This is a genomic window from Roseburia sp. AM16-25 (assembly GCF_003473825.1).
Lineage (GTDB): Bacteria > Bacillota > Clostridia > Lachnospirales > Lachnospiraceae > Pararoseburia > Pararoseburia lenta.
The window spans coordinates 79675-105634 of the sequence record NZ_QUCW01000001.1 but is presented as its reverse complement, the minus strand read 5'-3'; the positions used below and the strand labels follow the sequence as shown (position 1 = coordinate 105634).

The window sequence follows — 25960 nt, the reverse complement described above, 5'->3', positions numbered from 1 at the left end:
TAATAAAGCTAAGGAACGTTTAATCCTTAGCTTTATGTAGGCGGTAGCCAATGCCCCAAACAGTATCAATAAATTCTGTATCAGAGCATATCGCTTTTAATTTATTGCGTAAATTACTGATATGAACATTAAGTGTATTATCTTCAGCAATATATTCTGTATCCCAAACACTTTGAAAAAGATTCGATTTTGAAAATACTTTATCTGGATATTTCATCAACAATTCTAAAATGCCAAATTCTTTAGCGGTTAAGGATAATTCTATTCCATTCAAAAATGCTGTATTTTTCTCTAGGTCTAAAGTCAGATTGTTATGTTGCAAACATTCTGTCTGGCTATTTTGAAATTGTACTCTTCGCAGATTACTTTCAATTCTGGCAAGCACTTCTTCCATATCAAAAGGTTTTGTGATATAATCGTCTGCTCCCAGACGAAGCAAGTCGATTTTATTTTGTGTAGTTTCTTTCGCTGAAATAATAATAACAGGTATCGTAAATTTCTTGCGTACATCAGATAAAATAATATCACCACTCCGATAAGGAAGCATAATATCAAGTATAATCAAATCAATGTTTTCTTTATTCAAAAAATCCAGAACATGAAGTCCATCATATTGGCAATGCACAGCATATCCTTTTTCTTTTAGAAAATCAGCCAATAACGCATTTATTTCTAAATCATCTTCAATAATCAATATTTGATTCATTAGCCTACCTCATTCCTGCAATGCTACTTTCTCATTATACATTTAAGGTTGTATTTCCTCAATACCATTGCAACCAATCATATGAGAGGGATTCTTATTTTGTCAATCTAATTGTAAGCAGAATAGTATAGATTGGATAAACAATTACCATACTATTCTGCTGTAACATTTATTCTACAATCTTCCAGTTATCGTCCTTATGAAGCACAAGCTCATACTGTGAGATTTCCGTCATTTTCGACTTGTTATCCAGATACTTTACGGACACGCTGACTTTGAGGTTGTCGCCGTCTTTGGTAAAGACAGGGTTTACCAGTTCCGAAAATACATAGTCGCCGGATACAGGAGCAATCACACCGGCTTTGACATAGTAGGCAAGCGTAAGCGATTAAAGAAAAATATAGATTGATGAATGATATGGAAAAGAATGGTACTACCCATTAGTACCACAAAACTTTTTCTTGCAGAAATATTGCTTGGAGATTATAATTTCCATAGGTGGACTTGCAAACTATCGGATGATTATTCTGCGAATAGTAAACAAACCTGCAAGCCACCGGAACTACACACAATAATGACAATATAGCAATGGTACTGGATTGGTACTAAAAATATGTGAAACGAAGAATAACGTGTGGAAAAAGTATGAGTTATCAATACAAAACGGTATAGATAACTGCACTGAAATAATCAAAATCAAACCAGAACTTTGTGAGTTTGAATAACGGACAGAAATGCCGAAAGCCTGTATTTATACAGGTTCCGGCATTTGTTTTATCGAATGGCTCTAGTTTGGCTCTATTTGTGGGTGGAGTAATAGGGATAAATCTTATATCGGCTGTAGGAGTGATAATGAAAATGGATATTAGAGTAGCAACTTTGGAGGATGTACAGATAGTAGCAAAATTGGCGATTCAGATGTGGAAATCACATACCATTGAAGAATTGGCAAGGGAATTTTACGATTATATTAGCAAAGAGAAGGGGATAGTTTTTATTGCAGTGGCAGATGCAGGCGCAGTAGGCTTTGCACAATGTGGATTAAGACATGACTATGTAGAAGGCACAGCCTCAAGTCCAGTAGGGTACTTGGAAGGGATTTTTATAAAAGCGGAATATAGAAAAAGAGGACTGGCAAGAGGTCTGTTAGAGACATGTCAGAAGTGGGCAAAGGAGCAGGGGTGTACAGAATTTGCCAGTGATTGTGAGCTAGATAATGAAAATAGTCGCAAATTTCACTTAAAAATAGGTTTTGTAGAAGCAAATAGAATTATCTGCTTTACGAAAAAATTAACAGATTCTGTTATTGACAAGAACGTAACAATGACATTTGACGAATCATTGGGTGGCTGCACATACGATCATATAAAAAGATTTGAATATAAGAAAGCAACAATGAAAGATGTTGATGAGTTAGTAAGAACGCGCATCCTTGTACTTCGCGCAGCCAACAAATTGTCAGATGATGTGGATATGTCTCTGGTAGAGAAGGAATCATATGCATATTATAGATATGCATTGAAAACGGGAGAGCATATTGCATATTTGGTATATGATAACGGAAAGTTTATCGGTGCAGGTGGAGTCAGCTTTTATCAGGTTATGCCGACATATCATAACCCGACAGGCAAAAAGGCTTATATCATGAATATGTATACCAATCCGGAATATCGTAGACAGGGAATTGCATATCATACATTGGATTTATTGATAAAAGATGCGAGGAAGCAGGGCATATCACAGATTGCGTTAGAGGCAACGGATATGGGACGACCTTTGTATGAGAGATACGGATTTATAAAAATGGAAGATGAAATGGAACTGATTAAGTGACAAGATATATTGGGTTCACTACAGGTGAATGGATGGAGTGACTTAAATGATAACAGATAGAAGAAAGTGAATGTTTAAGATTGCAATATTACAAAAACGTGCCATTAATGCACAAATAGCTAAGGGTAAAGTTGATGATAGTATTATGAGAGTCTTGAGTAAAGAGATAGCATGTGAATTAATGGAAATGATATTTGGTAATAATGACAATAAAGACGTTGTGTAAAGAAAAATAATTAAAATGATAAAAGTAAACCCACAAATATCACAGCGGATATGGCATCGGAATTGGAAAATTAAAGAGTGAATACAAAGTATAGGTTTTAAAGAAGCAGTGTGGAGAGCACTTTTTAGAGTAATGGGGATACAAAGCATGAAACAGCCTGATTACAATCGTTTACAACTATATCTGATGCCGCCAACTGGCTGGATGAAGCATCATGATCATTATTATATGGTTCAAGGCGGCAGAAAGAAGCGATATCCGCAGGCGCTTAATTTCCCACTTGCAAATAAATCAAATTTGCAGTACACTTCTCTTCGCTTTACAAAAGATAGGAGAGAAAATGCATGACTTTTTATCAAGAATTACAATTAAGTTCTGTTGGCTCAAAACAATTGATTCATAGCACGACAGATAAAAAAGAAAAACGACGCCATATCTTGATATACAATTTCAAGGTATATTTGGTCATGGCGTTTTGTGTTGCCGTGGTGACACTTTATAGCATGTTGGCAGGAAACGAGAACAGTGTGGTGGGGGTGACAGTTTTACTGGCGCTTTTGGTTTTGCGTCAGGCGGATTTTGGAATCAGGACGACGCATGGCCTGCTTTCCATCATGGGGATATTTGCGATTCTCATGGCGGGGCCTAGACTGGCAAATGTTTTACCGGCATTTGGCGACTTTGCGGTCAACACGATCAGTATTTTCCTGCTGATGATATTGGGCTGTCACAATGTGATTATGTACAATCATTCCACTTTCGTTTTGGGCTATTTGCTTTTATATGGCTATGATGTCACTGGGCATGCGTATCAGATGCGTCTGCTTGGCTTGTTTATCGGAATGGTCATTTGCATGGCTGTTTTTTACAAAAATCAAAAAAATCGCTCTTATCGGAGAACTTTTTTTGACCTTTTCCGGGAGTTTGATGTGCATTCGGCCAGAAGTCGTTGGTATATCAAATTAACGCTGATCGTATCAAGTGCTATGTTCATCGTAAATATACTAGGCTTGCCACGCGCCATGTGGGCAGGAATCGCCTGTATGTCGGTCAGTTTGCCGTTTACGCAAGATTGTCTGCCTAGGGCTAAGGATAGAGGTCTGTTTAATATTGTAGGTTGTGTGCTTTTTATTGCCTTGTATCTGACTTTGCCGGAATCTATGTACAGTTTGATTGGTATTATCGGTGGTATTGGCGTCGGATATTCTGCCGGCTACAAATGGCAGACGGCCTTTAACACCTTTGGAGCACTGGCAATTGCATCCTCTTTATTTGGTATGCCGATGGCGGTGGCTCTGCGTATTGGTATCAATGTGCTGGCAGCCCTATATACGGTTGTTATCAATAAGTGTCTGGATTGGTTACATACGCGTAGAACTGCACAAAAAAGTTTTTTATATGAATAAATTTTATAAAATTGGTAATATTTTTAGCCTATTTTCGATATTTGATATACACAAGACAAAAAACGTGCTAGGATGAAAGCATAAATATTGGAAAGGAAGGTAATAAAATGGCAGAATTTGTAACATTGGCACCGGAAAAACTGAGTGCTCTGCGTGAGATGAATCCATGTCTCATGTCTTATAATATTGAATTTGCGGAAGTGACGGGTGGAACATTCTGGAAGGCATACACACCGGAGCAGATCGCGGGAACAGAGCCTTTTCAGGTAGGAAAAGGCGAAAATATCACAGATATGTATAAGGATCTGATGCAGGTCTATGCACCGATCAACCTCTATGATGAGAAATTGCGCAAACTGGCAAAGGAACTGGGAACGGCATGGGTGCGTGTGTCCGGTACCTGGGCGACTAAGACTTATTATGATTTTGATGGTACTTGCAATGGCAAGGTACCGGAAGGATATCTGAATGTTTTGACGAAGGAACAGTGGATCGGTGTGCTTGACTTTGTTAAGTCAATCGGAGCAAAACTTATGATTTCCGTAGCAAACTGTCCTGGACTTCATAGTGCAGACGAACCATGGCATCCGGCAGAGGCAGAAAAGATCTTTGCACTCAGTAAGGAATACGGCGTACCGATCGATGGAGCAGAGTTTGCAAATGAACCGAATATGATGGAGGAGACCGGTTTTCCACATGGTTATACGGCAGCAGATTACAGACGCGATCAGGATCTTTTCTTCGTTTGGCTGCGCAAGAATTATCCGGATTGCCTTTGCATCGGACCGAGCAGCGTTGGTGATGGTCTTGATTTTATGGGCAGTGAAGACAGCGCAAGTGGTGGCGGTGTAGAGCAGTTGACCAAGGAAAATGTTTCAACTGAGGAACTTTTAAAGGGTACCAAAGAGCCTTTGGATGTATTTAGTTATCATTACTATAACGGTGTATCTGATCGTTTGGCATCTGTTATGCCAAGTGCACATTGGGCTCCGGAAAAGGCAAACAGTGAGGAGTATCTTTATGTGCCGATTCATTGTGCCAAGGTATATGCTCCAATCCGTGATAAATATGCAGCAGATACAGAAATGTGGGTAACCGAGTCCGGCGACGCAGGCGGCGGTGGAGATACATGGGCATCTACCTATTTAGATGTTCTTAGAACCTTAAACGAATTGGCAGGATTTTCCACGGTTAGTAATGGTGTGATTTTCCATAATACACTGGCAGCATCTGATTACGGATTTTTGGCTCGTGAAGTCTTTGATCCACGTCCAAATTATTTTGCTGTGCTCTTGTGGAATCGCCTGATGGGAACAACCTGTTATGATACAAAGGAGCCGGTTCGTGAGGGGGCACATGTTTACGCGCATTCTCGCAAGGACGGCAAGCCGGGATTTGTCTATCTTGTGATCAACAACTCACTGACAGAGACAACCGAGGTAGAACTTCCAAAGGAAGCAGAAAGATATACTCTGGCAGGCCAGGATGGCAATATGCGTGCGACCATTATGACACTCAATGACAATCCACTTGTCTTGGGAGAGGATAATGCATTGCCAGATTTAAGTCCGGTTGTTCAGCCTGCAGGTCAGGTGGAACTTGCACCGGGAACCTGTACATTCTTTGTTTTATAATCAGCAGAGATCATAGGAAAGATATAGAAGAAAGGCGTTGTCGAAAGGCAGCGCCTTTTATGGTACAACAGAAAATCCATTTTATGGCATAGCAAACAGTAAAAAACTATAGTAAGATATAACATATATTTCATAGAATTGTGCTATATGTAAGCCCATAGTTTTAAAATTGGGAGGAAACGATCATGTTAAAAAAACTGGGGAAAAGAATTTTTTACAGAAGAAATCCTAGTTATGCCAGCAAGGCTAAGGAAGTTTATGCCAATGCACAGCTTTACTTTATCGAAAACGGAGCCCACGGATTTAAGCGGAAGCATGATGCGATCGCTATGGGGTATTTAGATGCTTTTGTGGGATAGACAGGGAAAGCATTCTTGAAAAGAGGGGGACAACGATGGCTTTTTTAGTAGAACAAGTGAATACAGATGGAACGATTGTCTGCGATTATGATCAGACACTTTCGGTGCGGGCTCTATATGAACGCATTGCGACATATTTTCCGGGAATTTATAGAGATGAAGACGGAATCATCTGTGGTGTTTATCAGGGACGTAAATATTCCATCCGTGCCAAAAATGTTTCCTATCTGGGCAATCCACATCCGGTTTTTAAAAAGAGAATACAGATAGCAAATGATCTGAAAGAATTTTACCAGGCATCTCTTGCCAAAGGATATCGGCCTATTTTGTTAGGGGTATACACCTATAAGCAAACGGTATTATTCTGTGCCTTTCGGATTGAGGATTTCATATACAAAAAAGCCCACAACTCCTTTGCACATGTGTACAGCAGTGACCTGTCCGATGCAGCAGAGCATGATTATTTTCAAAAAACAGATTATTTTGGCAATCAGATCACTGTCTTTTCGCCAAAAGGAGTTGAAGTTTTCCTAAGGGAACTGTTTGAAAATACAGGGCAGACCTGGGGTACACCCGACCTATTTTCTGTGGATGTTTCTAATCCTATGCCGCAGCATATTGTGCAGGAGATTTTGACATTTTTTCAAGATGTTAACAAAGAATGGCACGGAATAGACTGCTACCGACAGATGATCGCTGCCAATTATCGCAACAAATATCAACCGGAATGGGCTGGATTTTATCTGGAATTTTTGTTTGAACAATATCTTGTGGAGCATCAACTACAAGATGATATCCGCTATGCACAGGATAAGTCAAAAAACGGTATTGATTTAGACCTATATTTTCCAACCATAGGTTGCTATGGAGACTTAAAGACCCACAGCATAGAATCTCGCGGTGTGCAGGGCAACGATTGGGATACGGTGTTTTCACTGATCGACGGCAATCCCAGGGGACACCTCTATTATCTGGTCTGTGAACACGAGACGATCAAAGATAGGGTGTGCAATTATGAAGTGACAGAATACTGGAATCGCGCACTACACAAAGAAAATCTGCGTAGTTATGGCGGGCGGATGAAGAATCAGGTGACGCTGGCAGATTTTTATCTGCTGGATATCAATGACGGTAACAAACAGTTCTTGTCACAGTTTAAACAGGGCATCAATAGTAATGGAAAACCGAGAGCGCCCAAGATCATGGTCGAGCGTGATCAATTTAAAAATTTTGCGATAGCGGAAATGCCCTTGTTATAAAAATTTTTAATCATATCAAAAAAGTCTAGCTTTCCAAAGGCGGCTATGATAGAATAGATATGTTTGAGCGTAATAAATCAGAAGGAAACGATATTTTGGAAAGACGAGACAAGGGTACATACAATTTCAAATTTATAGATCTTTTCTCCGGAATTGGGGGCTTTCATCAGGCGATGACGCAACTTGGTGGAGAGTGTGTGCTTGCATCAGAAATCGATGCCAATTGTAATCAGGTATATAAGCAGAATTATCACATGGATTCTGCTGTAAATGTACGAGATCTGAATGAAAAAACAGACATACCGGATCATGATGTACTATGTGCAGGATTTCCGTGCCAGGCATTTAGCAAGGCCGGAAAACAGGCAGGCTTGAAAGACCAGACAAGAGGTACCCTATTTTTTGAAATTGAACGTATTTTACGTGAAAAGAAACCGGAGTATATAGTGTTAGAAAATGTACGAAATCTTGTCAGTCACGATCACCATAATACCTGGCGCATTATTCATGCCGTGCTTCAGGATTGTGGATATCGTTTAACGGAGGCACCGCTGATCGTTAGTCCACATCAGTTTGGAATACCACAATTGCGAGAGCGCGTGATCATCTTGGGAAAATATGATCCCAAGCATGTAGATGAGCCGCTGGATATTCAGATATCGGGAGGTTACAAAAAAGAAGATAACAGCATTTATGAAATTTTAGATGAGCAGAAAGTAGAGGACAAGTATTACATATCTGCGTATGAGAAGTATGTACTGTCTGCATGGGATGAGTTTTATCAGGGAATTGATTTAAAAGTGATCGGTTTTCCCATCTGGGCAGATTATTTCAAATACAAGGCAGTTCCACAAGAGTATCCGGCATGGAAACAGAATTTTGTAAAGAAAAACATGGAACTCTATCAACGCAATCAAGTCTTTATTGACGCGTGGCTGGAAAAATATAACAACTTACAGGATTTTGTTCCGACGCATCATAAGATGGAATGGCAGGCTGGAACGGCCATTTCCACCCTTTGGGAGGGCATTATACAGATGCGACCATCAGGCATTCGCGTGAAAGCACCAACGTGTTTCCCTGCACTCGTTGCCATGGTACAGATCCCGATTATTGGCAGATACAAGAGACGATTAACGGTGGAGGAGGCAGGGCGTTTGCAAAGTTTTCCGAATCCGGTTCGAACGCCGGAGGCAGGAGAAGGATTTATATGCGATAGCAGTGATCAACAGGCATATAAACAATTTGGCAATAGTGTCAATGTGGAAGTGATGCGGCGTTGTACACAGGAACTTTTTGACCGCTACTAAATTGCAATAAAATTTTCTTGCATAATTTGTCATAACGACTATAATAAAGATGTTGTCCGAAAGAATGACATCTTTATTTTATAAAAAGGGGAGCTTGCAAGTAGGCAGGCTGAGAGTAAGCGAGTTGCTTTGACCCATAACCTGATTTGGATAATGCCAACGTAGGGAGATAGAGAGTTGCAGAAATGATTATTTCGCACAGAAATCCATCGTTGGTTTCTGTGCGTTTTTTGTATAAATAAGAAAATCCTACGAAATTGCTTATGATACAAAAGGCAATTTGTGCTGGAGATACGCACGCGCGCGAGCATGAAGCAGGTCACAGGCGCGCGAAGGAGAATACATGGAATTTAGACGAGAACAATTAAAAGTATATGCGATTACAGACCGCAGCTGGCTGGGCGAACAGACACTTGCACAAGCGGTGGAAAGTGCTCTGGCAGGCGGTGCAACAATGGTACAACTCCGTGAGAAACACTTAGACGAAGAGACTTTTATTGGGGAAGCAAAGGAATTGCTTTTGCTCTGCCATCGATATCATGTGCCGCTGATCATTAACGATAATGTAAAAGTAGCAAAGTTGGTCGGGGCGGATGGTGTGCATGTGGGACAGTCCGATATGGAAATATCCAAAGTCAGAGAGATTTTGGGAGAAAACGCCGTAATTGGTGTGACTGCAAAGACAGTGGAACAGGCAAAAGCAGCGGAGGCGGCTGGCGCTACCTATTTGGGCAGTGGAGCAGTCTTTGGTACGAGTACAAAATCAGATGCCAAGCCAATGTCCTTCGAACTGTTTCGACAGATTTGCGAAAGCGTAAGTATTCCGGTGGTCGCGATCGGTGGCATCTGCGGAGAGAACTTACCACAACTGACAGGTCAGAAAATGGCAGGCATTGCTGTGGTCAGCGGAATTTTTGCCAGCGATGATATCGAGGCGGAGACAAGAAAACTGCGTCAAAAGATGGATGACATCTTAGAAAAACACATATAATTTCTCCGGCCTTTTAAAAGACCGGTAAGTTATAGATAGATTTACAGCGGCAGATTGGGGGCACCACCTTAGGTCGCTATACAAAATTAATGCAGAAAGAGTACGAGGAGGAAAAATTATGTACACAGCATTAACAATCGCTGGAAGTGATTCCAGTGGAGGCGCCGGCATCCAGGCAGATATTAAGACGATGACAGCAAATGGCGTATATGCCATGAGCGCCATCACGGCTTTGACTGCCCAGAATACAACCGGCGTAACAAGTATTATGGAGGCAACTCCACAGTTTTTGGCAGAGGAGCTGGATTGTATTTTCACAGATATTTATCCAGACGCTATTAAAACAGGGATGGTGGCATCAACGGAGCTGATTGAGGTTATTGCGGATAAGTTAACCGCCTATGAAGCTAAAAATATTGTTGTAGATCCCGTGATGGTAGCGACAAGCGGCGCACGCTTGATCAGTGAGGATGCGATTAGCACATTGAAAAGTAAATTATTACCTCTTGCAAAGGTTATCACACCGAATATTCCAGAGGCGGAAGTATTATCCGAAATGCAGATTAAAAGTGAAGCAGATATGGAAAAAGCTGCAGAAATTATTTGCAACCGTTTGGGATGTAGTGTTCTTCTAAAAGGTGGTCATCAGTTAAACGATGCCAATGATCTTTTATGGCAAAAAAATGAGCAGGCAACCTGGTTTATGGGAAAGAGAATTGATAATCCAAATACCCATGGAACAGGATGTACATTATCATCTGCCATTGCCAGCAATTTGGCGAAGGGATACGATCTAAAGACATCCGTAAAATATGCCAAGAATTATATTTCCGGAGCGCTTGCTGCCGGTTTGAATCTTGGAAAGGGAAGCGGCCCGATGAATCACGCATTTGCAATCAAAGGAGAATACATAGATGAATGAAAATAGAACTTCCGTTTTTTCAAATGGATTGATATGGTTTGGTGCAGGGGTATCTCTGGCTGAAATTTTGACAGGTACTTATTTTGCTCCATTAGGTTTTGGTAAAGCTATGGCAGCTATTTTATTAGGTCATTTCATCGGTGGTCTTATGATGTTTGCTGCTGGTATGATTGGCGCAAAAGAAAGACGTAGTGCCATGGAAACAGTAAAAATGAGTTTTGGTGAAAAAGGAAGTTTATTGTTTGCCATTCTTAACGTTTTGCAGTTGATTGGATGGACATCCATTATGATTTATGATGGTGCGCTTGCAGCAGATGGTTTGCTGCATACAGGACTCTGGATATGGGCTTTGGTGATTGGTGCGTTGATTATTCTTTGGATTGTAATCGGTCTTACGAATTTAGGTAAGCTCAATACGATTGCAATGACAGCACTTTTCATTTTGTCACTGATTCTGTTTAAGGTAATTTTCTTTGGTACTGCAGTAGCAGGTCCGATTGTGGATGATGGAAGCCTGACCTTTGGCGCTGCAGTGGAATTGGCAGTAGCTATGCCGCTTTCCTGGTTACCGCTTATCAGCGATTATACAAGAGAAGCAGAAAAGCCATTTGCAGCAACACTCGTTAGTGTACTTACCTACAGTGTTGTCAGCATTTTTATGTATATGATTGGTATGGGAGCAGCGATTTTTACAGGAGAATATGATATTGCCCAGATTATGGTAAAAACAGGACTTGGCGTTGTTGGCCTTTTGATTATCGTATTCTCAACCGTGACAACGACCTTTTTGGATGCGTATTCTGCAGGTGTTTCATCCGTATCGATTTCTTCTAAAATAAAGGAAAAATGGGCAGCTGTGGTTGTAACCATCATTGGAACGGTTGCAGCGATGCTTTATCCAATGGATAACATTACAAACTTTTTGTATTTGATTGGTTCTGTATTTGCGCCGATGATTGCTGTGCAAATTGCAGATTATTTCATCTTGAAAAAGGCGGATGCAGCAGAAAAAGAATTTCAGTGGACTAATCTGTTGATCTGGCTCATTGGTTTTATAGCGTATCGTTTGCTGATGCATGTGGATACACCGGTGGGAAATACGTTGCCTGATATGGCAATTACAATCGTTCTCTGCCTGATTGTAGGAAAATTTGCAAGTAAGGGAAAAGAAAACTAGGGGACACATGTTTTTCGTGATGTCTCCGGAAAGAAAGAGAGAGTATCATGAAAAAAGTAAATCTGAAGAAATTAACTATCACAGCACTTATGGCAGCAGTTGCCGTGGTTGGAAGCTTATTTTCCTTCCCGGTATTTGGGTCTAAATGTGCACCGGTACAGCACCTTGTTAATATTTTATGTGTCGTTACGGTAGGACCTTGGTGGACGTTGGCACAGGCATTTATTGCATCCTTAATCCGTAATTTAATCGGCTTGGGAAGCCCATTGGCATTTCCTGGCAGTATGTGTGGTGCACTTTTGGGCGGCCTTTTGTATAAATATGGAAAGAAGCTGCCATTTGCCTATATTGGTGAAGTGGTAGGAACGGGTATTTTGGGAGGCATGCTCTCTTATCCGATAGCGTATCTTGTTATGGGAAATAAGGCGGCAGCACTCTTTACCTTTGTAGTTCCATTTTTGATTAGCACATGTGGTGGAACCTTGATTGCGATTGTTATTACGGCTTCTTTAAAAAAGACAGGCGTTTTAGGACGTATGCAGGCGAGTCTGGAAGAATAAGTTTTGTGTGGAGATTGTATGGAAAGCGATGCAGAGATTAGAACATATTTAAACAGAATAAAGACCTTGCATCCGGTTATCCACTGCATTACAAATACGGTGACCATGAACGACTGTGCCAATCTGGCTCTGGCCCTAGGGGCATCGCCGACCATGGCACATCACGAAAAAGAAGTGGAAGAGATCGCGGCGGGCGCAGATGCGCTTGTTTGCAATCTGGGCGCGACCGAATGTCTGGATGCCATGTTCTTAGCCGGAGAAAAGGCACACAATCTGGCACATCCGATCGTGTTGGATCCGGTTGGTGTGGCAGGTTCTTCTTATCGCAGAAAAAAATGCATGGATCTGATCCGTCATATAGAGCCGACCTGTATCCGGGGAAACTATTCTGAAATGCTGGCTTTGATGGAACAGCATAATATGGCGGCTGGTGTGGATGCGGTAGATAAAAGTATGGATCCGCAGAGGTTAAAGCAACTGGCGGAGGAGTTGGATTGTATTCTGGTCGCATCTGGTCCTACCGATTGGATCACGGATGGAAAGCGGATAGAGTCTTGTGAGCGCGGGCATGCTATGATGTCTTATATCACAGGGAGTGGTTGTATGTCCACGGTAGCAATTGCTACTTTTTTGACGGCGGATCTATCGGTGGAAAGTGTGGCTGCTTCCTGTGCCTTTATGGGAAAAGCAGGGGAGATTGCGGCAGACGGCACAAAAAAAGTGCATGGTGGTAGCATGACTTTTCATGATCTTTTCTTAGATCAGGTGTCTTTGCAGGGCATTCTATGGAAAGATAATACGCAGTTGTAGAATATGAAATTTCCTCTTGCATTTTAAAAATAAAAGGACTATAACAGTTTGTGGAACGAAGAGAAACGAAAGGCCATTTGTTTTAATGACATTCCGCAAACATCCCTCTGTTCTTAGATTTGTAGCATGGAGGAAAAGACAAATGAATACTTTAAAAGCGCAAAGAAGAGAAACAACGGAGAAAGCAAAGAGACTGAGAAGAGAAGGCTATGTGACCGGTAATCTGTTTGGAAAACAGATCGAGGGTTCTGTACTTCTGAAGATTGAGAAGAAGGAAGTTGAGAGGATCATGCGTGAGTGCATGAAAGGTAGCCAGATCATGCTGGATGTTGAGGGCAAGGAGTATGATGTCCTCATCAAGGAAATGGATTATGATTCCATGAAACGTAGCATCGTAGAGATGGATTTTCAGGCATTGGTTAAGGGTGAAAAGGTACATTCCGTAGCCGAAATTGTTCTTCATAACAAGGATAAAGTCATTGAAGGAGCCTTGGAACAACTCCTTGAGGAAGTATCTTACAAGGCAACACCAGAACATTTGGTAGACAAGATCGACGTGGATTGCGCTACCTTACATCTGGGCGATACGATCACAGTCGGCGATCTGGATATTGCCAAGAATAAGGATGTTGAGGTCATGACCCATCTGGATAGCGTAGTTGTCACGGTACTTGCACCAAACAACGCAGATATTCCAAGTGATGAGGATGCTGAGGAAACAGCCGAATAATACCTATAAAAAGAATGAAATCCGCCGGGGAATTTATCCTCGGCGGATTTTTTGTCTTTGGCTATAACGCGGCAAAATATGTGTGCAGATAATCTGCAAATTCCAGAGCCAGCGGTGATAGGTAGGGTTGGCGGTAGAGACAAATATGACGGTAGATTTTTGCATTCGGGAGAGGTGCAAGTATCAGATTATTTGCTGTATAGGCAGGACGCCAACTCTTTTGTGGTACCAGAGTGAAATAACGTCCCTGACTGACAAGTTCGCATTGGACATAGGAGTTGTTGACATCGCTGGATGATTGTAGGGGGCGCAGGATATAACGCTGCCATAGATCATCTAACAGATCTCCCATGCGACTTTCTGATGATGGAAGAATGCAGGGATAATGATAGAGTATGGAACGTGGTATGGATTCCTCCCGGGCAAAAGGATGTGACGCAGAGTAGGCGATGCAGATCTCCTCGCTCATGAGAATGTCGCCTGCCGGCTTTTGCAAGGGTTCCTGATCAGAGGAAGGTGTTGTTAGTTGTGGATAGGCATCCAAAACGAGATCCAGATGATCCTGCATACAGTCCAGAGGATAGCCGGTGTGAACCGTGATGTTGGCATCCGGGCGTTTTTCGTAAAAACCACCCAGAATATCTGAAAGCAACTGGGAACAGACGCTGACACCAAAGGAGATATGCTTGTCATCTGTCTGGTTGTTTGACGCAAGTGCCGCGCGAGCGCCATCGTAATTGGCAAGAATCTGCTTGGCATAGGTTTGAAAAATTCGTCCATTTTCATTTAAAATGATATGTTTTCCCTGCCGGTCAAACAGTGGGTAGTGTAATTCTTCCTCCAATTCTTGAATGGTTTTGGAAAGTGCCGGCTGGGCGATAAATAAATTTCTGGCAGCCGATGAAATGTTTTCTGTTTTGCAGACTTCTATAAAATACTGTAATTTCTTTTCTGTAATCATAAGAAACCTCCCAATAATCTATACATAATATATTATAACATATGAGATTTTTATATTGGAATATTTATATATAAAAGAATTATACTGAATGCATCATGAAGATTGGGAGGTATTTTACATGAAAAAGAAAATGGCAATGTTTCTGGCACTGACGCTTAGTCTCGGATGCATAGGGACAGCGTGTGGCAGCAGCAAGAAAGCAGATGCTGACACAAAAAAAGAGAATACGAAAACAGTGACAGCAGATGAGGTCAGCGAGGAGGAGACACTGCTCAGTGGAAGCCACATTGCAGTGGTTGGCTCTACACTTACAGTTGGAAATGGCAAGACATCCTACACCGATTATCTGGAAAAGAAAAATGGAATGACCGTGGATGTGTTTGCAACAAAGGATGCGACCTTGACCGGTGATGGGGAACAATCCTATAAGGCACAGTTGGATGCCATGGATAAGGATGCGACATGGGATATGATCTTAGTAGAAATTCCACCGATAGAGACAGACAAAAAAGCAGAAGTAGGAGAATTATCAGAGAGTGAGGATCGAGATACTTATGATCTGGAAACGCTGACAGGTGCATATCAGTATATCGTATCTTATTGCTGGGATAACTGGAAAGCGCCGGCAGTTTTTGTTACGGGTATTCAGGAGGGGAAAAAGGATGCCATCTATGATATGCGTCAGGCTGTCTGGCCGGTCAAATATGGCATGGATCATGCATATGTCATGGATCTATGGGAAAAACTGGATTATAAAGATAAGACCATCAGTACATACAAGCAGAAAGACGGAACGCTTAGTGATGCCGGTTACATGAACTGGTATGGTCCGGCACTGCAGACGGAATTGATTGAAAAATATGGAGAAGTGGCATCAGATAAGATCAATGAATTGCCGCAGTATGATCCGGCAAATGTGGAAGCACTTGCAGATTCTCCGTTAAAGGGGAAAAAGATCATCTTCTTAGGTTCTTCGGTTACTTTTGGAAGCAACAGTAATGAGGCTTCCTTTGTGGAATATTTGGCTGCCAGAGATGGTATTGCATATGTCAAAGAAGCGGTTAGTGGAACCACGCTTGTAGACAATGGAGAGACTTCTTATATTGCCCGCATGAAGGCAAATATTCCGGATCAGAAGGCGGATCTCTTTATCTGTCAATTGTCTACCAACGATGCAACGACAGGACAGCCAATGGGCGAGATCTCAGACTCTAAGAACATGGATGATTTTGATACGACAACGGTTGCCGGCGCCATGGAATATATCATCGCATACGCAGACCAGCATTACGGTTGTCCGGTCATGTTCTATACCGGCACAAAGTATGACAGTGAGCAGTATGGTGAAATGGTGGAATTGACCAAGAAACTGCAGGAAAAATGGGGCATTGGCATCATTGATATGTGGGATGATCTGGATGCAGACATACCGGAATATCATTATTATATGGCAAATGGCATTCATCCAAACCGTGCCGGCTATCTGGACTGGTGGACACCATTCTTTGAACAGGAAATTGAAAGATATCTGGACTTGAACTAAGACAGACACAGGGACGCTCCTATGCAGTAGGGGCGTCTCTTTTTGCTTGGAGCAACCTAGAGTGGGGCTGGTGCAGATGGGATAAGCAGGCGCCCAAGCCAAAGGGGACAGTCCATATGGCAAAAGGAACGTCCCTTGTGGCTTGTGCATCTGCGGCTTCCATGCTACAATAATCCCCAAGAAAAATGGTAGGAAATGAGGAAGATCATATGTTGACACAGTTTTCAAGAACGGAGTTATTGTTAGGCAAGGAAGGTATGGAACGCCTGAAAAATGCCAGAGTGGCTGTCTTTGGCGTGGGCGGCGTAGGTGGATATGTGTGCGAAGCCTTGGTACGAAGCGGTGTAGGGAGTTTTGATCTGATCGACGATGATAAGGTCTGTCTGACCAATCTCAACCGTCAGATCATCGCAACGCGTTCTACAGTCGGCAAATACAAGGTTGATGTGATGAAAGAGCGTATGCTGGACATCAACCCGGATGTAAAAGTGCATACCTACAAGTGCTTCTTTTTGCCGGAAAATGCAGATGACTTTCCTTTTGCAGAATATGATTATGTAGTGGATGCCGTAGACACGGTGACGGCAAAGATTGAACTGGTCATGAAATGTCAGTCTATGGGCGTGCCGATCATCAGCAGCATGGGGGCTGGCAATAAACTGGATGCCAGTGCTTTTCAGGTGGCAGACATCTATAAGACCAAGATGTGTCCGCTGGCAAAGGTCATGCGCCGTGAGTTGAAGAAGCGGGGCGTCAAGAAATTAAAGGTCGTTTATTCGGAGGAAAAACCAACGAGACCGATCGAGGACATGGCGATCAGTTGCCAGACGCATTGTATCTGCCCGCCGGGGGCAGCCCATAAATGTACAGAGCGTCGTGATATTCCGGGCAGTGTGGCATTTGTGCCATCGGTTGCCGGTCTTATTGTGGCAGGAGAAGTCGTCAAAGATCTGGTCTATACGAAATAATATAAAAATATAAGGCTTTTCAGTACATTGCGTTAAAGGAGCAAAAATGCTATGAGAAGGAAGATCGGAACATGGAAATGGATATTGCCGGTTTGCGTGACGGCTTTGGGGCTCGTTGTTCTGGCAGGAGTAGTACACTTTAGTATAGAGAAAAATCATAAACAGGTACGGACGGTCACCGAACTGAATGCTATGAATTATGCAGAGCGCATGGTCAGCGACCTCAACCATGGAATCAGCATCACAGAATCCATACAGGCGATTATTGTCAGTGACAATGGACGGATTGACAACTTTGATGAGATCGCTGCAGACTTGATCGATGATACGATTCAAAGTATCCAGATCGCGCCGGATGGTGTCGTAACAGATATTTATCCTGCCGCGGGCAATGAGGCCGGCAAGATCGATCTGCTCCATGATGAGCAAAGAGGAGAGATTTCTCGCTATAGCCGGGATCATGACCTGACCATCATGCAAGGACCTTTTTCACTCAAACAGGGTGGCATGGGCATTGCGATCCGTAATCCGGTTTACCTGAAAAATGATGCAGGGCAGGAGTATTTCTGGGGCTTTACCATAGCCATCATCCGCGTGCCGGATATTTTTGCTAATTCCGTACAGGCACTTACCAACTTTGGATATGATTACCGCCTGTCTAAGACAGAATCACCGCTTACATCCCAATATCAGGAGATTTCTGCCTCCGCAGAGGACATGACAGATCCGGCTTCCTATGAATTTGAACTTTGCGGATGCTCTTTTAAATTAGAAGTGATGCCAAAAGAAGGCTGGAATCGAGGAGACAATGTAGGACAGATTCTTATTGTCGGTATACTGATCATTATCCTTTTGTCTGGCTTGACTGGATCCGTATTAATCATGGAAGAAGATAGACAGCAATTGGAAGAATTATCTACGACAGATGCCTTGACAGGTCTTTATAACCGCAATGGTTTTGAAAAGTGTTTTTGGGAATATCGCAGGAAAAATCCAAACCAGTCATGCGTTGGTATACAGTTAGATATCGATGATTTCAAGATGATTAACGATATTTATGGTCATGTGGTAGGAGATCAGGCATTACAGAATCTGGCGCAGAGCATGCGGACTGCTTTTCCTGCCAATGCCATTTACGGCAGAAATGGTGGTGACGAGTTTACGCTGATTTTGACCGGGGCGACCTGTGATGATGTCAAAGAGCAGATAGAAGCCTTTACCGCCAGCGACCGATCTTTTATGTATGAGGGTATGGAATACTACTTTCATATTTCTGTAGGCTATGCGGAGTATCCGGCGGATACAGAGGAGGCTGACCGGCTGCTGGGACTTGCGGATATGGCGCTTTATGAGGGAAAACTTCGTGGAAAAGCCATGAGTATGCGGTATCAGAAAGATTTTGATCCAAACCGGAGAAACCGTCTGGGATTTGTCCTTAGTGACATTACCCAGCACTTGCCGGGAGCATTTTTGATCTACAAGGCAGATCCGGAAAATGACCAGATTCTATTTGCCAATCAGGAACTGGTTACTTATGCAGGCTGTAAGGATCTGGATGAATTCATGCAGTATTCAAAGCATAGTTTCCGCAATCTGATTCGCTCCGACGAGCAGGAGGCTGTTGAGAAAAGCATCTGGCAGCAGATTCAGTCCCAAGCCGCCGGAACGAATGATTTTGTGCAATTCCATTTTGTCAAGAAAGATGGCAGTACACACCCGGTATTGGATCATGGGCGTATCGTGGAAAGCAACTATTACGGCAATGTCTTTTATGTACTCATTATGGATTGTCAGTTGTTAGATGAGCATTACAATTAAATATATGGTTTGATATTGTTGAATACGACTTCATATGCGTTGGCAAACATATGGAGTCCTTCTTTTGTAAAATCCTTTTTCAGATAGCCCTCGGCATCACAAAGCCCATCGTTGGCATTGATAAAATGATAGTCGTATTTGGCGGCAAGGGTAGCCATTTTTTCATTGATCATGTCAAGGTTTTCTCGGGTGCGTGTGGCTAAGAGGTGTCGGACGACCTCGTTATCAGCAACCGTCGGATTGGTCGGATAGTAAGCCATCATGTAGACCTGACATTCGGGAAGCCTTTCTTTTATCTGCTGCAAGATGTGTTCATAATTGCTAAGAAGATGAACAGCCCAGTCCTGACCGTCTTCGCGAGGGCGCATGTCGTTTGTCCCGATGTTGATAAAAAGTTTCGATGGGGCAAGGTCAAAAAGTACGGTGTCAATTTCAGCGATGAAATCATCTGTGGTATAGCCGCCGATACCGCGGTTATAGATGATCTTGTCAATGCCATGATTCCGGGCAATCTCTGTGATGGGAAATTGTTCCATCAGAGAAGAACCGGTAAAAAGGATCTGTCCTTTGACGGCATTCTCGTTTAGGATGCGGAAATTTTTGACTTTTTCTGCCTGCTCCTGCTTGGAACGCATTTGCATGATGCTGCCAATCTCTTTCATAATCTCCATCATTTTTGGGTCTTTTTGTAATTCTTTTAAGTCCATTGTAGATATCCTCCATTTATTATTTGTTTTTTTGTATACGTTTTAATTCCGGTAAGACGGTGCAAAGCATGGTGATAAAGCAAAGGCTTCCACCGATGACATTGGATACCGGTTCGGCTAAAAAGACACCGTCTGTGCCCATGCCGAGAACGAAAGGCATCAGATAGGTCAGAGGGACAACGATAAAAACTTTTCGAAGCAGGGAAAAAAATATGGCCTGTTTCTTTTTATTTAAGGATTTGAAAATGGTCTGACCGATATATTGCAAATCCATAAAAATAAAGGCTGCAAAGTATTGCTTTAAGGCCGGAACAGAGTCACTGATCAGGCTGGCATCGGAACTAAAGACCTGTATGAGGGTATGGGGAATCAGAATAATGACAGCCCACATAACAGCGGTATAAGCAAATACCAGAAGACTCATGATGCTGCCGGCTTTTTTGACACGCGTCGGACGTCTGGCACCATAGTTGTAACTGATGATGGGGGATGAACCCTCGGTCAGTGCATAGATTGGTGTTTCGACCAACTGTCTTACACTGGATACGATCGTCATGACAGAGATATAAATATCACCGCCGGTCATGGAAAGGACATGGTTGCAGCAGATGGTCACCAGGCTGTTGGTCAACTGCATGATAAAACCGGCAGTTCCAAGACTGACGATATTTTTGGCATACCCTAAGGAGACAGAAAATTCTTCCTTTTTAAGCAGGCGAACCTGTAACTCAGATCTTCTAGTTAAAAAATAAAGGACAAAGGCAGCAGACAGAGTCTGTGAGATGACGGTTGCAATTGCAGCACCACATACACCAAGGCCAAATGCGAAGATGAAAAGTGGATCTAAGAGCAGATTGGCAAGGGCACCGATGGCGACGGAGAGCATGCCCATGGTGGAATAGCCCTGGGCATTGATAAAGGGGTTCATACCCACAGCTATCATGGATGGCAGGGTACCTATCAGGTAGAGCATGAGGTAGGGATAGGCAAATACCAGTGCTTTTTCGGAGGCTCCAAAAAGGATGAGAAGGGGATGGGCAAAGAGCATGCCAATCGCCATGAGCAAAATCGCGGCTATGCACAGCATGGTAAAGGATGTGTTCATAATCTGGTTGGCCCTTGTATCCTCTTTTTTTCCTCTGTGGATGGAAAAAATCGGGGCACCGCCGCTGCCGAACAGATTCGCGAAGGCACTGATAATAACAATCAGAGGAAAACAAAGTCCTACTGCGCCGAGTGCTGCCGTTCCCACTTGGGGAATGCGGGCGATATAGACACGGTCTACGATGTTATATAAGAGGTTTAAAATCTGGGCGACAAGCATTGGCAGTGCGGCAGCCAGAATATTTTTGCCGACACCACCATTTTCAAAATCAATTTGTTTCATTGTGATATCATTTCCTTCTTTTTCTGCATTCAAGTATAACAATCTGTCTTATATATGTAAAATACAGATTACATATTATTTATAACCGAAAGACTATATAGAAAAACGAGAAGATCTGCCTGTGTTGAATATCCATCGGCGATGCATTATAATAGAAAGACTAGATTTGGAGTGCTTTATATTAGGAAAGGAGCAGGCATGAAAATACGGACCTATGAGAAAAAAGCACATGTGAAAAACGGCATTGCAAGACTCTTTTTCTCCGTACTTGCGATCGCCTTAGAGATCGCTTTTATCGTGGTGGTCTTTACCAGGCTCAATGATTACGCGGAAGGTATCAACATTGCCACGCGTATTCTGGCGGTGGTGCTGGTCGTATGCATTTACGCGCAGGATCGGACAAGCAGTATGAAGACCCCTTGGATCATGCTCATCCTTGCCTTTCCGATTTTTGGCATCATCATGTATCTTCTGGTCGGTCTGAATGGTCACACCTATAAGATGCGGCAGCGTTACGATGCCGTGGATGCCATCGTTCTTCCCATGCTGGATCAGGGACCGGGGGCAGACCATGTGAAGTCCTCCATGGAGGAACTGCGGGATAAGAATGAACAACTTGCTAGTATATCCTATTATTTGCAGGAAAAGAGCGGATTTCCGGTCTATGCGGATTGTCCCATTACCTATTATGATGAGGCTTACAAGGGATTTGAGGCACAAAAAGAAGCCTTAAAAAAGGCAAAGCACTTTATCTTTATGGAGTATTTTGCCATCGAGCAGGCAGAAGCATGGAATCAGGTAGAGAAAATTTTAGTAGAGCGGGTCAAGGCTGGCGTGGAAGTCCGCGTCTTTTATGACGATATCGGAAGTATCGCCTTTATCAACGGGGATTTTGCCAAGCACCTCAATGCCCTTGGCATCCAGTGCCGTATCTTTAACCCTTTTATGCCGGGGTTGAATTTCTTTTTAAATAACAGGGACCACAGAAAGATCATGGTCATCGATGGACTGGTGGGCTTTACCGGCGGTTACAATATGGCAAACGAATACTTTAATCTGACCCATCCCTACGGTTATTGGAAGGACACAGGCGTGCAGATCACAGGGCTAGCAGTGCGGAGCCTGACGGCAACTTTTCTGGAAAACTGGAACGCGGTCAAGGGCAACGATATCGATGATGCCGATTTTGGCAAATATCTGGAGCAGCCTTATGCGGATCCGCATGCCATGGCAGAGGAGATCGGAGAGACTGGGCAAAGCCGGGCTTATGTGCAGCCTTATGCAGACCGCCCTATGGATAATGAGCATGTGGGCGAGGAAGTCTACATCAGCCTGATCAATAAGGCAACGCGGTATTGCTGGTTTGTCACGCCGTATCTCATCCTGACTGATGAGATGGTGCACGCCATCCGTCTGGCAAAAAAGCGTGGCGTGGATGTGCGCATCATCACACCGGCGATCCCGGACAAACGTATTGTCTATGCCGTGACGCGGTCTTACTATCATTGCCTGGCAAAGCACGGTGTCCGTATCTATGAATACACGCCGGGCTTCTGTCATGCCAAGATGTGCGTGGTGGATGACGTGGTAGCCACCTGCGGCACGATCAATCTGGACTACCGCAGTCTCTATCATCATTTTGAAAATGGCTGTCTCTATGCCTATGGTCCGGCAGTCCAAGAGACCAGACAGGATATGGAAGCCATGATGAGGGAAAGTCTTGAAGTTACAGAAAAATACAATACCGGGCGCAGTCAGGGCATGCGGTTTATCCAGATGCTCCTGCGTCTGATCGCACCACTTTTATAAACAGAAGAGGAGTTTACAAAAGAGAGTATGAGTCAGGGAATTTTAATTTTTCAAGCGATCGTAACGATCGCCTGTATCGCTTTTGTCTTGGCGGCAGGGATCCAAAAGTCCAACCGTCTGTCTAAATTGATGCTGATCGTGGCGTTTTTATGCCTGATCGAAAATGCGGCATATCTGATGGAGATACAGGCGGATTCGATCAGTGCGATTCTGCTGATCATGAAATTGCGATATATCGGTGTGGCATTTATTGATACTTTCTTTTTACTCTTTTGTATGCGCTATTCCCACAAAAAGATACCCAAGCACCTGGTCGGTGTCATGCTCGTAGTGGACATTCTTGTCATGATCAGTGCATGGACCAGTCAGTATCATTCGCTTTTTTACCGGGACATTTATTATGTGACCGCCGGCAGTCTGACCTATCTGCACAGAGTCTACGGACCGGTCATCTATTTTAACTCGGTCTATGAGACAGTGCAGATCTTTGCCTGTGCCTATCTGGCGCTTAAGGGCTGGCGTGAGGCAAAGGATGAAAAATACCGTCGCAGTTGTAAGATGCTCTTTTTCTGTGTCCTTTTGCCTTTCGTGGTCGTTCCCATCCGTCTTTCGGGACTGGATCGGGGCTACGAACTCATTCCATCTTTGACCGCGGTGGGGATGATCTTATTCTTTTCTTCTGCCATGGTGCAGGATATGTTTGATATTGCTCGTGTGGCACACAACAATATCTTTGAAAATATGCATGAACCTATCATCATTGTGGATGGGAACTACGGCTTTGTAGAGGCAAACATCAAGGCAAAAAAACTTTTTCCATCTTTAGCCGATCAGCGGCAGGGACAACTTTTAACAGAGACAAAACTTTTGTCTTATCTGCGTACCGGGATTGCCAATAAGATGTATTTGGGCGATCAGGTCTATGATGTGCATATCGACCAGATTTATGAGGAAGATGTGCTCATGGGCTATTCTATCCTTCTGATGGATCTGACGGATGAGGAAAAGCAGATGAAGCGGATCCAGTCCCTGGTGACAGCCGCCAACGAAGCCAATCAGGCAAAGAGTGATTTCATCGCCAGCATGTCACACGAACTGCGTACTCCGATCAATTCCATCATGGGTATGAACGAAATGATCCTGCGAGAGGCGAAAGATCCGCAGATCCTGCAATATGGCAAAGACGTGGAGAGTGCAGCAAATATGCTGCTGAGCCTGGTCAATGATATTTTGGATTCGTCCAAGTTATCGACCGGCAAACTCAATATCCTGCCGGTACATTATGATCTGGGCAATATGATATCCGATCTTTATCAGATGCTGTCGCCTCATGCCAAGAAGAAAAATCTGACTTTTCAGGTCGTTGTCGATCCGACCCTGCCGCGTGCCTATATCGGGGATGATATCCGTATCCGTCAGGTTCTGATCAACCTTTTGACCAATGCGATCAAGTACACCGCCCAGGGCAGTGTGACCTTTTATGTGGAGTCGGTACAGACGACAGACAGTAGTGATCTGGGCGTACGTTTTTCCATCAAAGATACCGGAAATGGCATCAAACCGGAAAAGATCCCACAGATCTATGAACGCTTTAACCGCGTGGAAGAAACGGCAGTCCGTCATATCGAAGGCAGTGGCCTGGGACTGAGTATTTCTTCCTCTCTCCTACAACTGATGGGCAGTAAACTGGATGTCTGGAGCCAGGAGGGCGTCGGCAGTGACTTTTCATTTGTTCTCTACCAGCCGGTAGCGGATCCAACACCGATCGGGGAATTTGCGCAGATGGTAGCGCAGAATGTGGCATATGAGGAGTTTGCCTCCGGTTTTGTGGCACCGAAAGCCAAGATTCTTCTGGTCGATGACAACGAGATGAATCGGCGTGTTTTTGTGGAACTTTTAAAGGAGAGCCGGATCCAGATCACGGAGGCGGATAGTGGTGCAGAGTGTCTGCGTCTGACAAAAGAACATGCCTATGACCTGATCTTTTTGGATCACATGATGCCGGAAATGGATGGGATCGAGACGCGGCGTAATATGCTTTCGGATGAGGGCAATCTCTGTCGGCAGGTGCCGATCGTCATGCTGACCGCCAATGTGACTGCGGGGGCAAGGGAAAAGTATCTGGCAGAGGGCTTCTGTGACTTTTTGCCAAAGCCTATTCTCTACGATCAACTGGAAAAGATGCTCCTTACTTACCTGCCAAAAGATCTGGTGAAAAAGGGGCAAAAGGATGACAAAGATCAGGCGCAGGCAGACATGGAACTGCCGCAGATCGAGGAGTTTGATGCGGAATATGCCATGCTGATCTGGAAGAGTCCGTCGCGTTATCGTACCGGTTTGCAGGAATTTGCCCGTGATCTTGCAAGGGCGCAGGAAAAGTTGACGACTCTTTTTGACACGACCTGGACGGATGAGACAAAAGAGGACTACAGACGCTGTATCCATACCTTAAAGGGCACGGCGGCGACCGTGGGTGCCCTGCTTTTGTCAAAAACAGCCCGCCTGATCGAGATAGCTCTGGCTGACGGTCGGATAGATCAGGTGCAGACCCTGCATCCTATACTCATGGAGCAGATCGAAGATGCCGGAAAGCACCTGGCAGATTATTTCAAAGATCACAAGGATACGACGGCGGAGACCAAGGAAAATCTCTTGGAGATGATGCAGTCTGCACTGGAAAACCAGGACCTGCAGGCGGTGGATTTCCTCTATCAGCAGTTGCAGGATAGAGCGTGGAGCGTGGACGCGGCATCGGTACTGGCGACGCTGGGACAGGATCTGTCGGAATTTTCCTGGGAGTCTGCGACGCGCAAGGTGGAAATCCTGCGGACTTTCTGCTAAGAT

Annotated in this window: 23 protein-coding genes, 2 pseudogenes and 1 riboswitch; of the genes and pseudogenes, 20 read left to right on the top strand and 5 right to left on the bottom strand. The window is 43.6% G+C overall.

What is annotated here, in order from left to right; all coding sequences use genetic code 11:
* Nucleotides 1-19: 19 nt before the first annotated feature.
* Together DW183_RS00500 and DW183_RS00495 are read right to left on the bottom strand one after the other, a co-directional pair.
* Nucleotides 20-706 (bottom strand): response regulator transcription factor, encoded by a 687-nt coding sequence (locus tag DW183_RS00500; RefSeq protein WP_118280157.1) that lies wholly within the window; start codon nucleotides 704-706, stop codon nucleotides 20-22.
* A 169-nt stretch (nucleotides 707-875) separates the two neighbouring features.
* Nucleotides 876-1085, bottom strand: a pseudogene (locus tag DW183_RS00495) (conjugal transfer protein); the annotation flags it as partial.
* 473 nt (nucleotides 1086-1558) lie between these two features.
* On the opposite strand from DW183_RS00495, the pseudogene aac(6') reads away from it, so the two are divergent.
* The 15 genes and pseudogenes from aac(6') to DW183_RS00430 all read left to right on the top strand — a co-directional run.
* Nucleotides 1559-1987, top strand: a pseudogene (gene aac(6') / locus DW183_RS12820) (aminoglycoside 6'-N-acetyltransferase); the annotation flags it as partial.
* Nucleotides 1988-2029: 42 nt separating this feature from the next.
* Entirely contained in the window at nucleotides 2030-2539 is a 510-nt protein-coding gene (locus DW183_RS12815) for a GNAT family N-acetyltransferase (RefSeq protein ID WP_118280680.1), read from the top strand.
* A 70-nt stretch (nucleotides 2540-2609) separates the two neighbouring features.
* Nucleotides 2610-2765 carry a hypothetical protein gene (locus DW183_RS12400; protein WP_158572986.1) on the top strand — a complete coding sequence of 52 codons (156 nt, stop codon included), beginning with the start codon at nucleotides 2610-2612 and terminating at the stop codon, nucleotides 2763-2765.
* Nucleotides 2766-2912: 147 nt separating this feature from the next.
* Entirely contained in the window at nucleotides 2913-3113 is a 201-nt protein-coding gene (locus tag DW183_RS00480; RefSeq protein WP_147403356.1) for a hypothetical protein, read from the top strand.
* Nucleotides 3110-4171, top strand: a complete 1062-nt coding sequence (locus tag DW183_RS00475) for an FUSC family protein (RefSeq protein WP_118280155.1) — start codon at nucleotides 3110-3112, stop codon at nucleotides 4169-4171. Before DW183_RS00480 ends, DW183_RS00475 begins: the two co-directional genes overlap by 4 nt.
* A 107-nt stretch (nucleotides 4172-4278) precedes the next feature.
* The gene (locus tag DW183_RS00470) at nucleotides 4279-5805 is read left to right on the top strand and encodes a beta-glucuronidase (RefSeq protein WP_118280154.1); all 1527 of its coding nucleotides are present in this window, start codon (nucleotides 4279-4281) and stop codon (nucleotides 5803-5805) included.
* A gap of 185 nt (nucleotides 5806-5990) precedes the next feature.
* Nucleotides 5991-6164, top strand: coding sequence for a hypothetical protein (locus tag DW183_RS12395; RefSeq protein WP_158572985.1), 174 nt, complete (start codon nucleotides 5991-5993; stop codon nucleotides 6162-6164).
* Nucleotides 6165-6199: 35 nt separating this feature from the next.
* Nucleotides 6200-7423: a hypothetical protein gene (locus tag DW183_RS00465; RefSeq protein WP_118280153.1), complete on the top strand. Its 1224-nt coding sequence runs from the start codon at nucleotides 6200-6202 to the stop codon at nucleotides 7421-7423.
* Nucleotides 7424-7518: 95 nt separating this feature from the next.
* Entirely contained in the window at nucleotides 7519-8733 is a 1215-nt protein-coding gene (locus DW183_RS00460; RefSeq protein WP_243069480.1) for a DNA cytosine methyltransferase, read from the top strand.
* A gap of 76 nt (nucleotides 8734-8809) precedes the next feature.
* A riboswitch (TPP riboswitch) is annotated at nucleotides 8810-8918 on the top strand.
* 158 nt (nucleotides 8919-9076) lie between these two features.
* Nucleotides 9077-9724 (top strand): thiamine phosphate synthase, encoded by a 648-nt coding sequence (gene thiE, locus DW183_RS00455; protein WP_118280151.1) that lies wholly within the window; start codon nucleotides 9077-9079, stop codon nucleotides 9722-9724.
* Between the two features lie 118 nt (nucleotides 9725-9842).
* Nucleotides 9843-10646: a bifunctional hydroxymethylpyrimidine kinase/phosphomethylpyrimidine kinase gene (thiD, locus tag DW183_RS00450; protein WP_118280150.1), complete on the top strand. Its 804-nt coding sequence runs from the start codon at nucleotides 9843-9845 to the stop codon at nucleotides 10644-10646.
* A complete protein-coding gene (gene cytX / locus DW183_RS00445; RefSeq protein ID WP_118280149.1) occupies nucleotides 10639-11823 on the top strand; it encodes a putative hydroxymethylpyrimidine transporter CytX in 1185 nt (394 codons plus the stop codon). The genes thiD and cytX overlap by 8 nt, the downstream gene beginning before the upstream one ends.
* 47 nt (nucleotides 11824-11870) lie before the next feature.
* On the top strand, nucleotides 11871-12383 hold the full coding sequence (thiW, locus tag DW183_RS00440) for an energy coupling factor transporter S component ThiW (RefSeq protein ID WP_118280148.1): 513 nt from the start codon (nucleotides 11871-11873) through the stop codon (nucleotides 12381-12383).
* A gap of 18 nt (nucleotides 12384-12401) precedes the next feature.
* On the top strand, nucleotides 12402-13193 hold the full coding sequence (thiM, locus tag DW183_RS00435; protein ID WP_118280147.1) for a hydroxyethylthiazole kinase: 792 nt from the start codon (nucleotides 12402-12404) through the stop codon (nucleotides 13191-13193).
* A 142-nt stretch (nucleotides 13194-13335) separates the two neighbouring features.
* The gene (locus DW183_RS00430; protein ID WP_118280146.1) at nucleotides 13336-13923 is read left to right on the top strand and encodes a 50S ribosomal protein L25; all 588 of its coding nucleotides are present in this window, start codon (nucleotides 13336-13338) and stop codon (nucleotides 13921-13923) included.
* 61 nt (nucleotides 13924-13984) lie between these two features.
* On the opposite strand, the gene DW183_RS00425 is transcribed toward DW183_RS00430, so the two are convergent.
* A complete protein-coding gene (locus DW183_RS00425; protein ID WP_118280144.1) occupies nucleotides 13985-14884 on the bottom strand; it encodes a LysR family transcriptional regulator in 900 nt (299 codons plus the stop codon).
* A gap of 118 nt (nucleotides 14885-15002) precedes the next feature.
* On the opposite strand from DW183_RS00425, the gene DW183_RS12580 reads away from it, so the two are divergent.
* From DW183_RS12580 to DW183_RS00410, 3 genes are all read left to right on the top strand, one after another.
* A complete protein-coding gene (locus DW183_RS12580; RefSeq protein WP_243069479.1) occupies nucleotides 15003-16427 on the top strand; it encodes an SGNH/GDSL hydrolase family protein in 1425 nt (474 codons plus the stop codon).
* Between the two features lie 209 nt (nucleotides 16428-16636).
* A complete protein-coding gene (locus tag DW183_RS00415) occupies nucleotides 16637-17395 on the top strand; it encodes a tRNA threonylcarbamoyladenosine dehydratase (protein WP_118280141.1) in 759 nt (252 codons plus the stop codon).
* Nucleotides 17396-17446: 51 nt separating this feature from the next.
* Nucleotides 17447-19213 carry a diguanylate cyclase domain-containing protein gene (locus DW183_RS00410; protein WP_118280138.1) on the top strand — a complete coding sequence of 589 codons (1767 nt, stop codon included), beginning with the start codon at nucleotides 17447-17449 and terminating at the stop codon, nucleotides 19211-19213.
* On the opposite strand, the gene DW183_RS00405 is transcribed toward DW183_RS00410, so the two are convergent.
* Both DW183_RS00405 and DW183_RS00400 read right to left on the bottom strand, forming a co-directional pair.
* Complete coding sequence (locus DW183_RS00405) at nucleotides 19210-19920, bottom strand: GDSL-type esterase/lipase family protein (protein ID WP_243069478.1); 711 nt, start codon at nucleotides 19918-19920, stop codon at nucleotides 19210-19212. The genes DW183_RS00410 and DW183_RS00405 overlap by 4 nt on opposite strands.
* A gap of 19 nt (nucleotides 19921-19939) precedes the next feature.
* Complete coding sequence (locus tag DW183_RS00400) at nucleotides 19940-21307, bottom strand: MATE family efflux transporter (protein ID WP_118280135.1); 1368 nt, start codon at nucleotides 21305-21307, stop codon at nucleotides 19940-19942.
* Nucleotides 21308-21505: 198 nt separating this feature from the next.
* Between DW183_RS00400 and cls the strand changes: the two genes are divergently transcribed.
* Together cls and DW183_RS00390 are read left to right on the top strand one after the other, a co-directional pair.
* Nucleotides 21506-23116, top strand: coding sequence for a cardiolipin synthase (gene cls / locus DW183_RS00395; RefSeq protein WP_118280132.1), 1611 nt, complete (start codon nucleotides 21506-21508; stop codon nucleotides 23114-23116).
* A 27-nt stretch (nucleotides 23117-23143) separates the two neighbouring features.
* The gene (locus DW183_RS00390; protein ID WP_118280129.1) at nucleotides 23144-25957 is read left to right on the top strand and encodes a histidine kinase N-terminal 7TM domain-containing protein; all 2814 of its coding nucleotides are present in this window, start codon (nucleotides 23144-23146) and stop codon (nucleotides 25955-25957) included.
* Nucleotides 25958-25960: the final 3 nt, after the last annotated feature.

Bases quoted from the DNA above. Each gene is read 5' to 3' on its own strand.
- DW183_RS00470 (WP_118280154.1), top strand. From the start codon at position 4,279: ATGGCAGAATTTGTAACATTGGCACCGGAAAAACTGAGTGCTCTGCGT.
- cytX (WP_118280149.1), top strand. From the start codon at position 10,639: ATGAATGAAAATAGAACTTCCGTTTTTTCAAATGGATTGATATGGTTT.
- thiM (WP_118280147.1), top strand. From the start codon at position 12,402: ATGGAAAGCGATGCAGAGATTAGAACATATTTAAACAGAATAAAGACC.
- DW183_RS00390 (WP_118280129.1), top strand. From the start codon at position 23,144: ATGAGTCAGGGAATTTTAATTTTTCAAGCGATCGTAACGATCGCCTGT.
- DW183_RS12815 (WP_118280680.1), top strand. From the start codon at position 2,030: ATGACATTTGACGAATCATTGGGTGGCTGCACATACGATCATATAAAA.
- DW183_RS12580 (WP_243069479.1), top strand. From the start codon at position 15,003: ATGAAAAAGAAAATGGCAATGTTTCTGGCACTGACGCTTAGTCTCGGA.
- DW183_RS00410 (WP_118280138.1), top strand. From the start codon at position 17,447: ATGAGAAGGAAGATCGGAACATGGAAATGGATATTGCCGGTTTGCGTG.
- DW183_RS12395 (WP_158572985.1), top strand. From the start codon at position 5,991: ATGTTAAAAAAACTGGGGAAAAGAATTTTTTACAGAAGAAATCCTAGT.
- DW183_RS12400 (WP_158572986.1), top strand. From the start codon at position 2,610: ATGTTTAAGATTGCAATATTACAAAAACGTGCCATTAATGCACAAATA.
- cls (WP_118280132.1), top strand. From the start codon at position 21,506: ATGAAAATACGGACCTATGAGAAAAAAGCACATGTGAAAAACGGCATT.
- DW183_RS00475 (WP_118280155.1), top strand. From the start codon at position 3,110: ATGACTTTTTATCAAGAATTACAATTAAGTTCTGTTGGCTCAAAACAA.
- DW183_RS00400 (WP_118280135.1), bottom strand. From the start codon at position 21,307: ATGAAACAAATTGATTTTGAAAATGGTGGTGTCGGCAAAAATATTCTG.
- DW183_RS00480 (WP_147403356.1), top strand. From the start codon at position 2,913: ATGAAACAGCCTGATTACAATCGTTTACAACTATATCTGATGCCGCCA.
- DW183_RS00425 (WP_118280144.1), bottom strand. From the start codon at position 14,884: ATGATTACAGAAAAGAAATTACAGTATTTTATAGAAGTCTGCAAAACA.
- thiE (WP_118280151.1), top strand. From the start codon at position 9,077: ATGGAATTTAGACGAGAACAATTAAAAGTATATGCGATTACAGACCGC.
- DW183_RS00430 (WP_118280146.1), top strand. From the start codon at position 13,336: ATGAATACTTTAAAAGCGCAAAGAAGAGAAACAACGGAGAAAGCAAAG.
- DW183_RS00500 (WP_118280157.1), bottom strand. From the start codon at position 706: ATGAATCAAATATTGATTATTGAAGATGATTTAGAAATAAATGCGTTA.
- DW183_RS00415 (WP_118280141.1), top strand. From the start codon at position 16,637: ATGTTGACACAGTTTTCAAGAACGGAGTTATTGTTAGGCAAGGAAGGT.
- DW183_RS00465 (WP_118280153.1), top strand. From the start codon at position 6,200: ATGGCTTTTTTAGTAGAACAAGTGAATACAGATGGAACGATTGTCTGC.
- thiW (WP_118280148.1), top strand. From the start codon at position 11,871: ATGAAAAAAGTAAATCTGAAGAAATTAACTATCACAGCACTTATGGCA.
- thiD (WP_118280150.1), top strand. From the start codon at position 9,843: ATGTACACAGCATTAACAATCGCTGGAAGTGATTCCAGTGGAGGCGCC.
- DW183_RS00405 (WP_243069478.1), bottom strand. From the start codon at position 19,920: ATGGACTTAAAAGAATTACAAAAAGACCCAAAAATGATGGAGATTATG.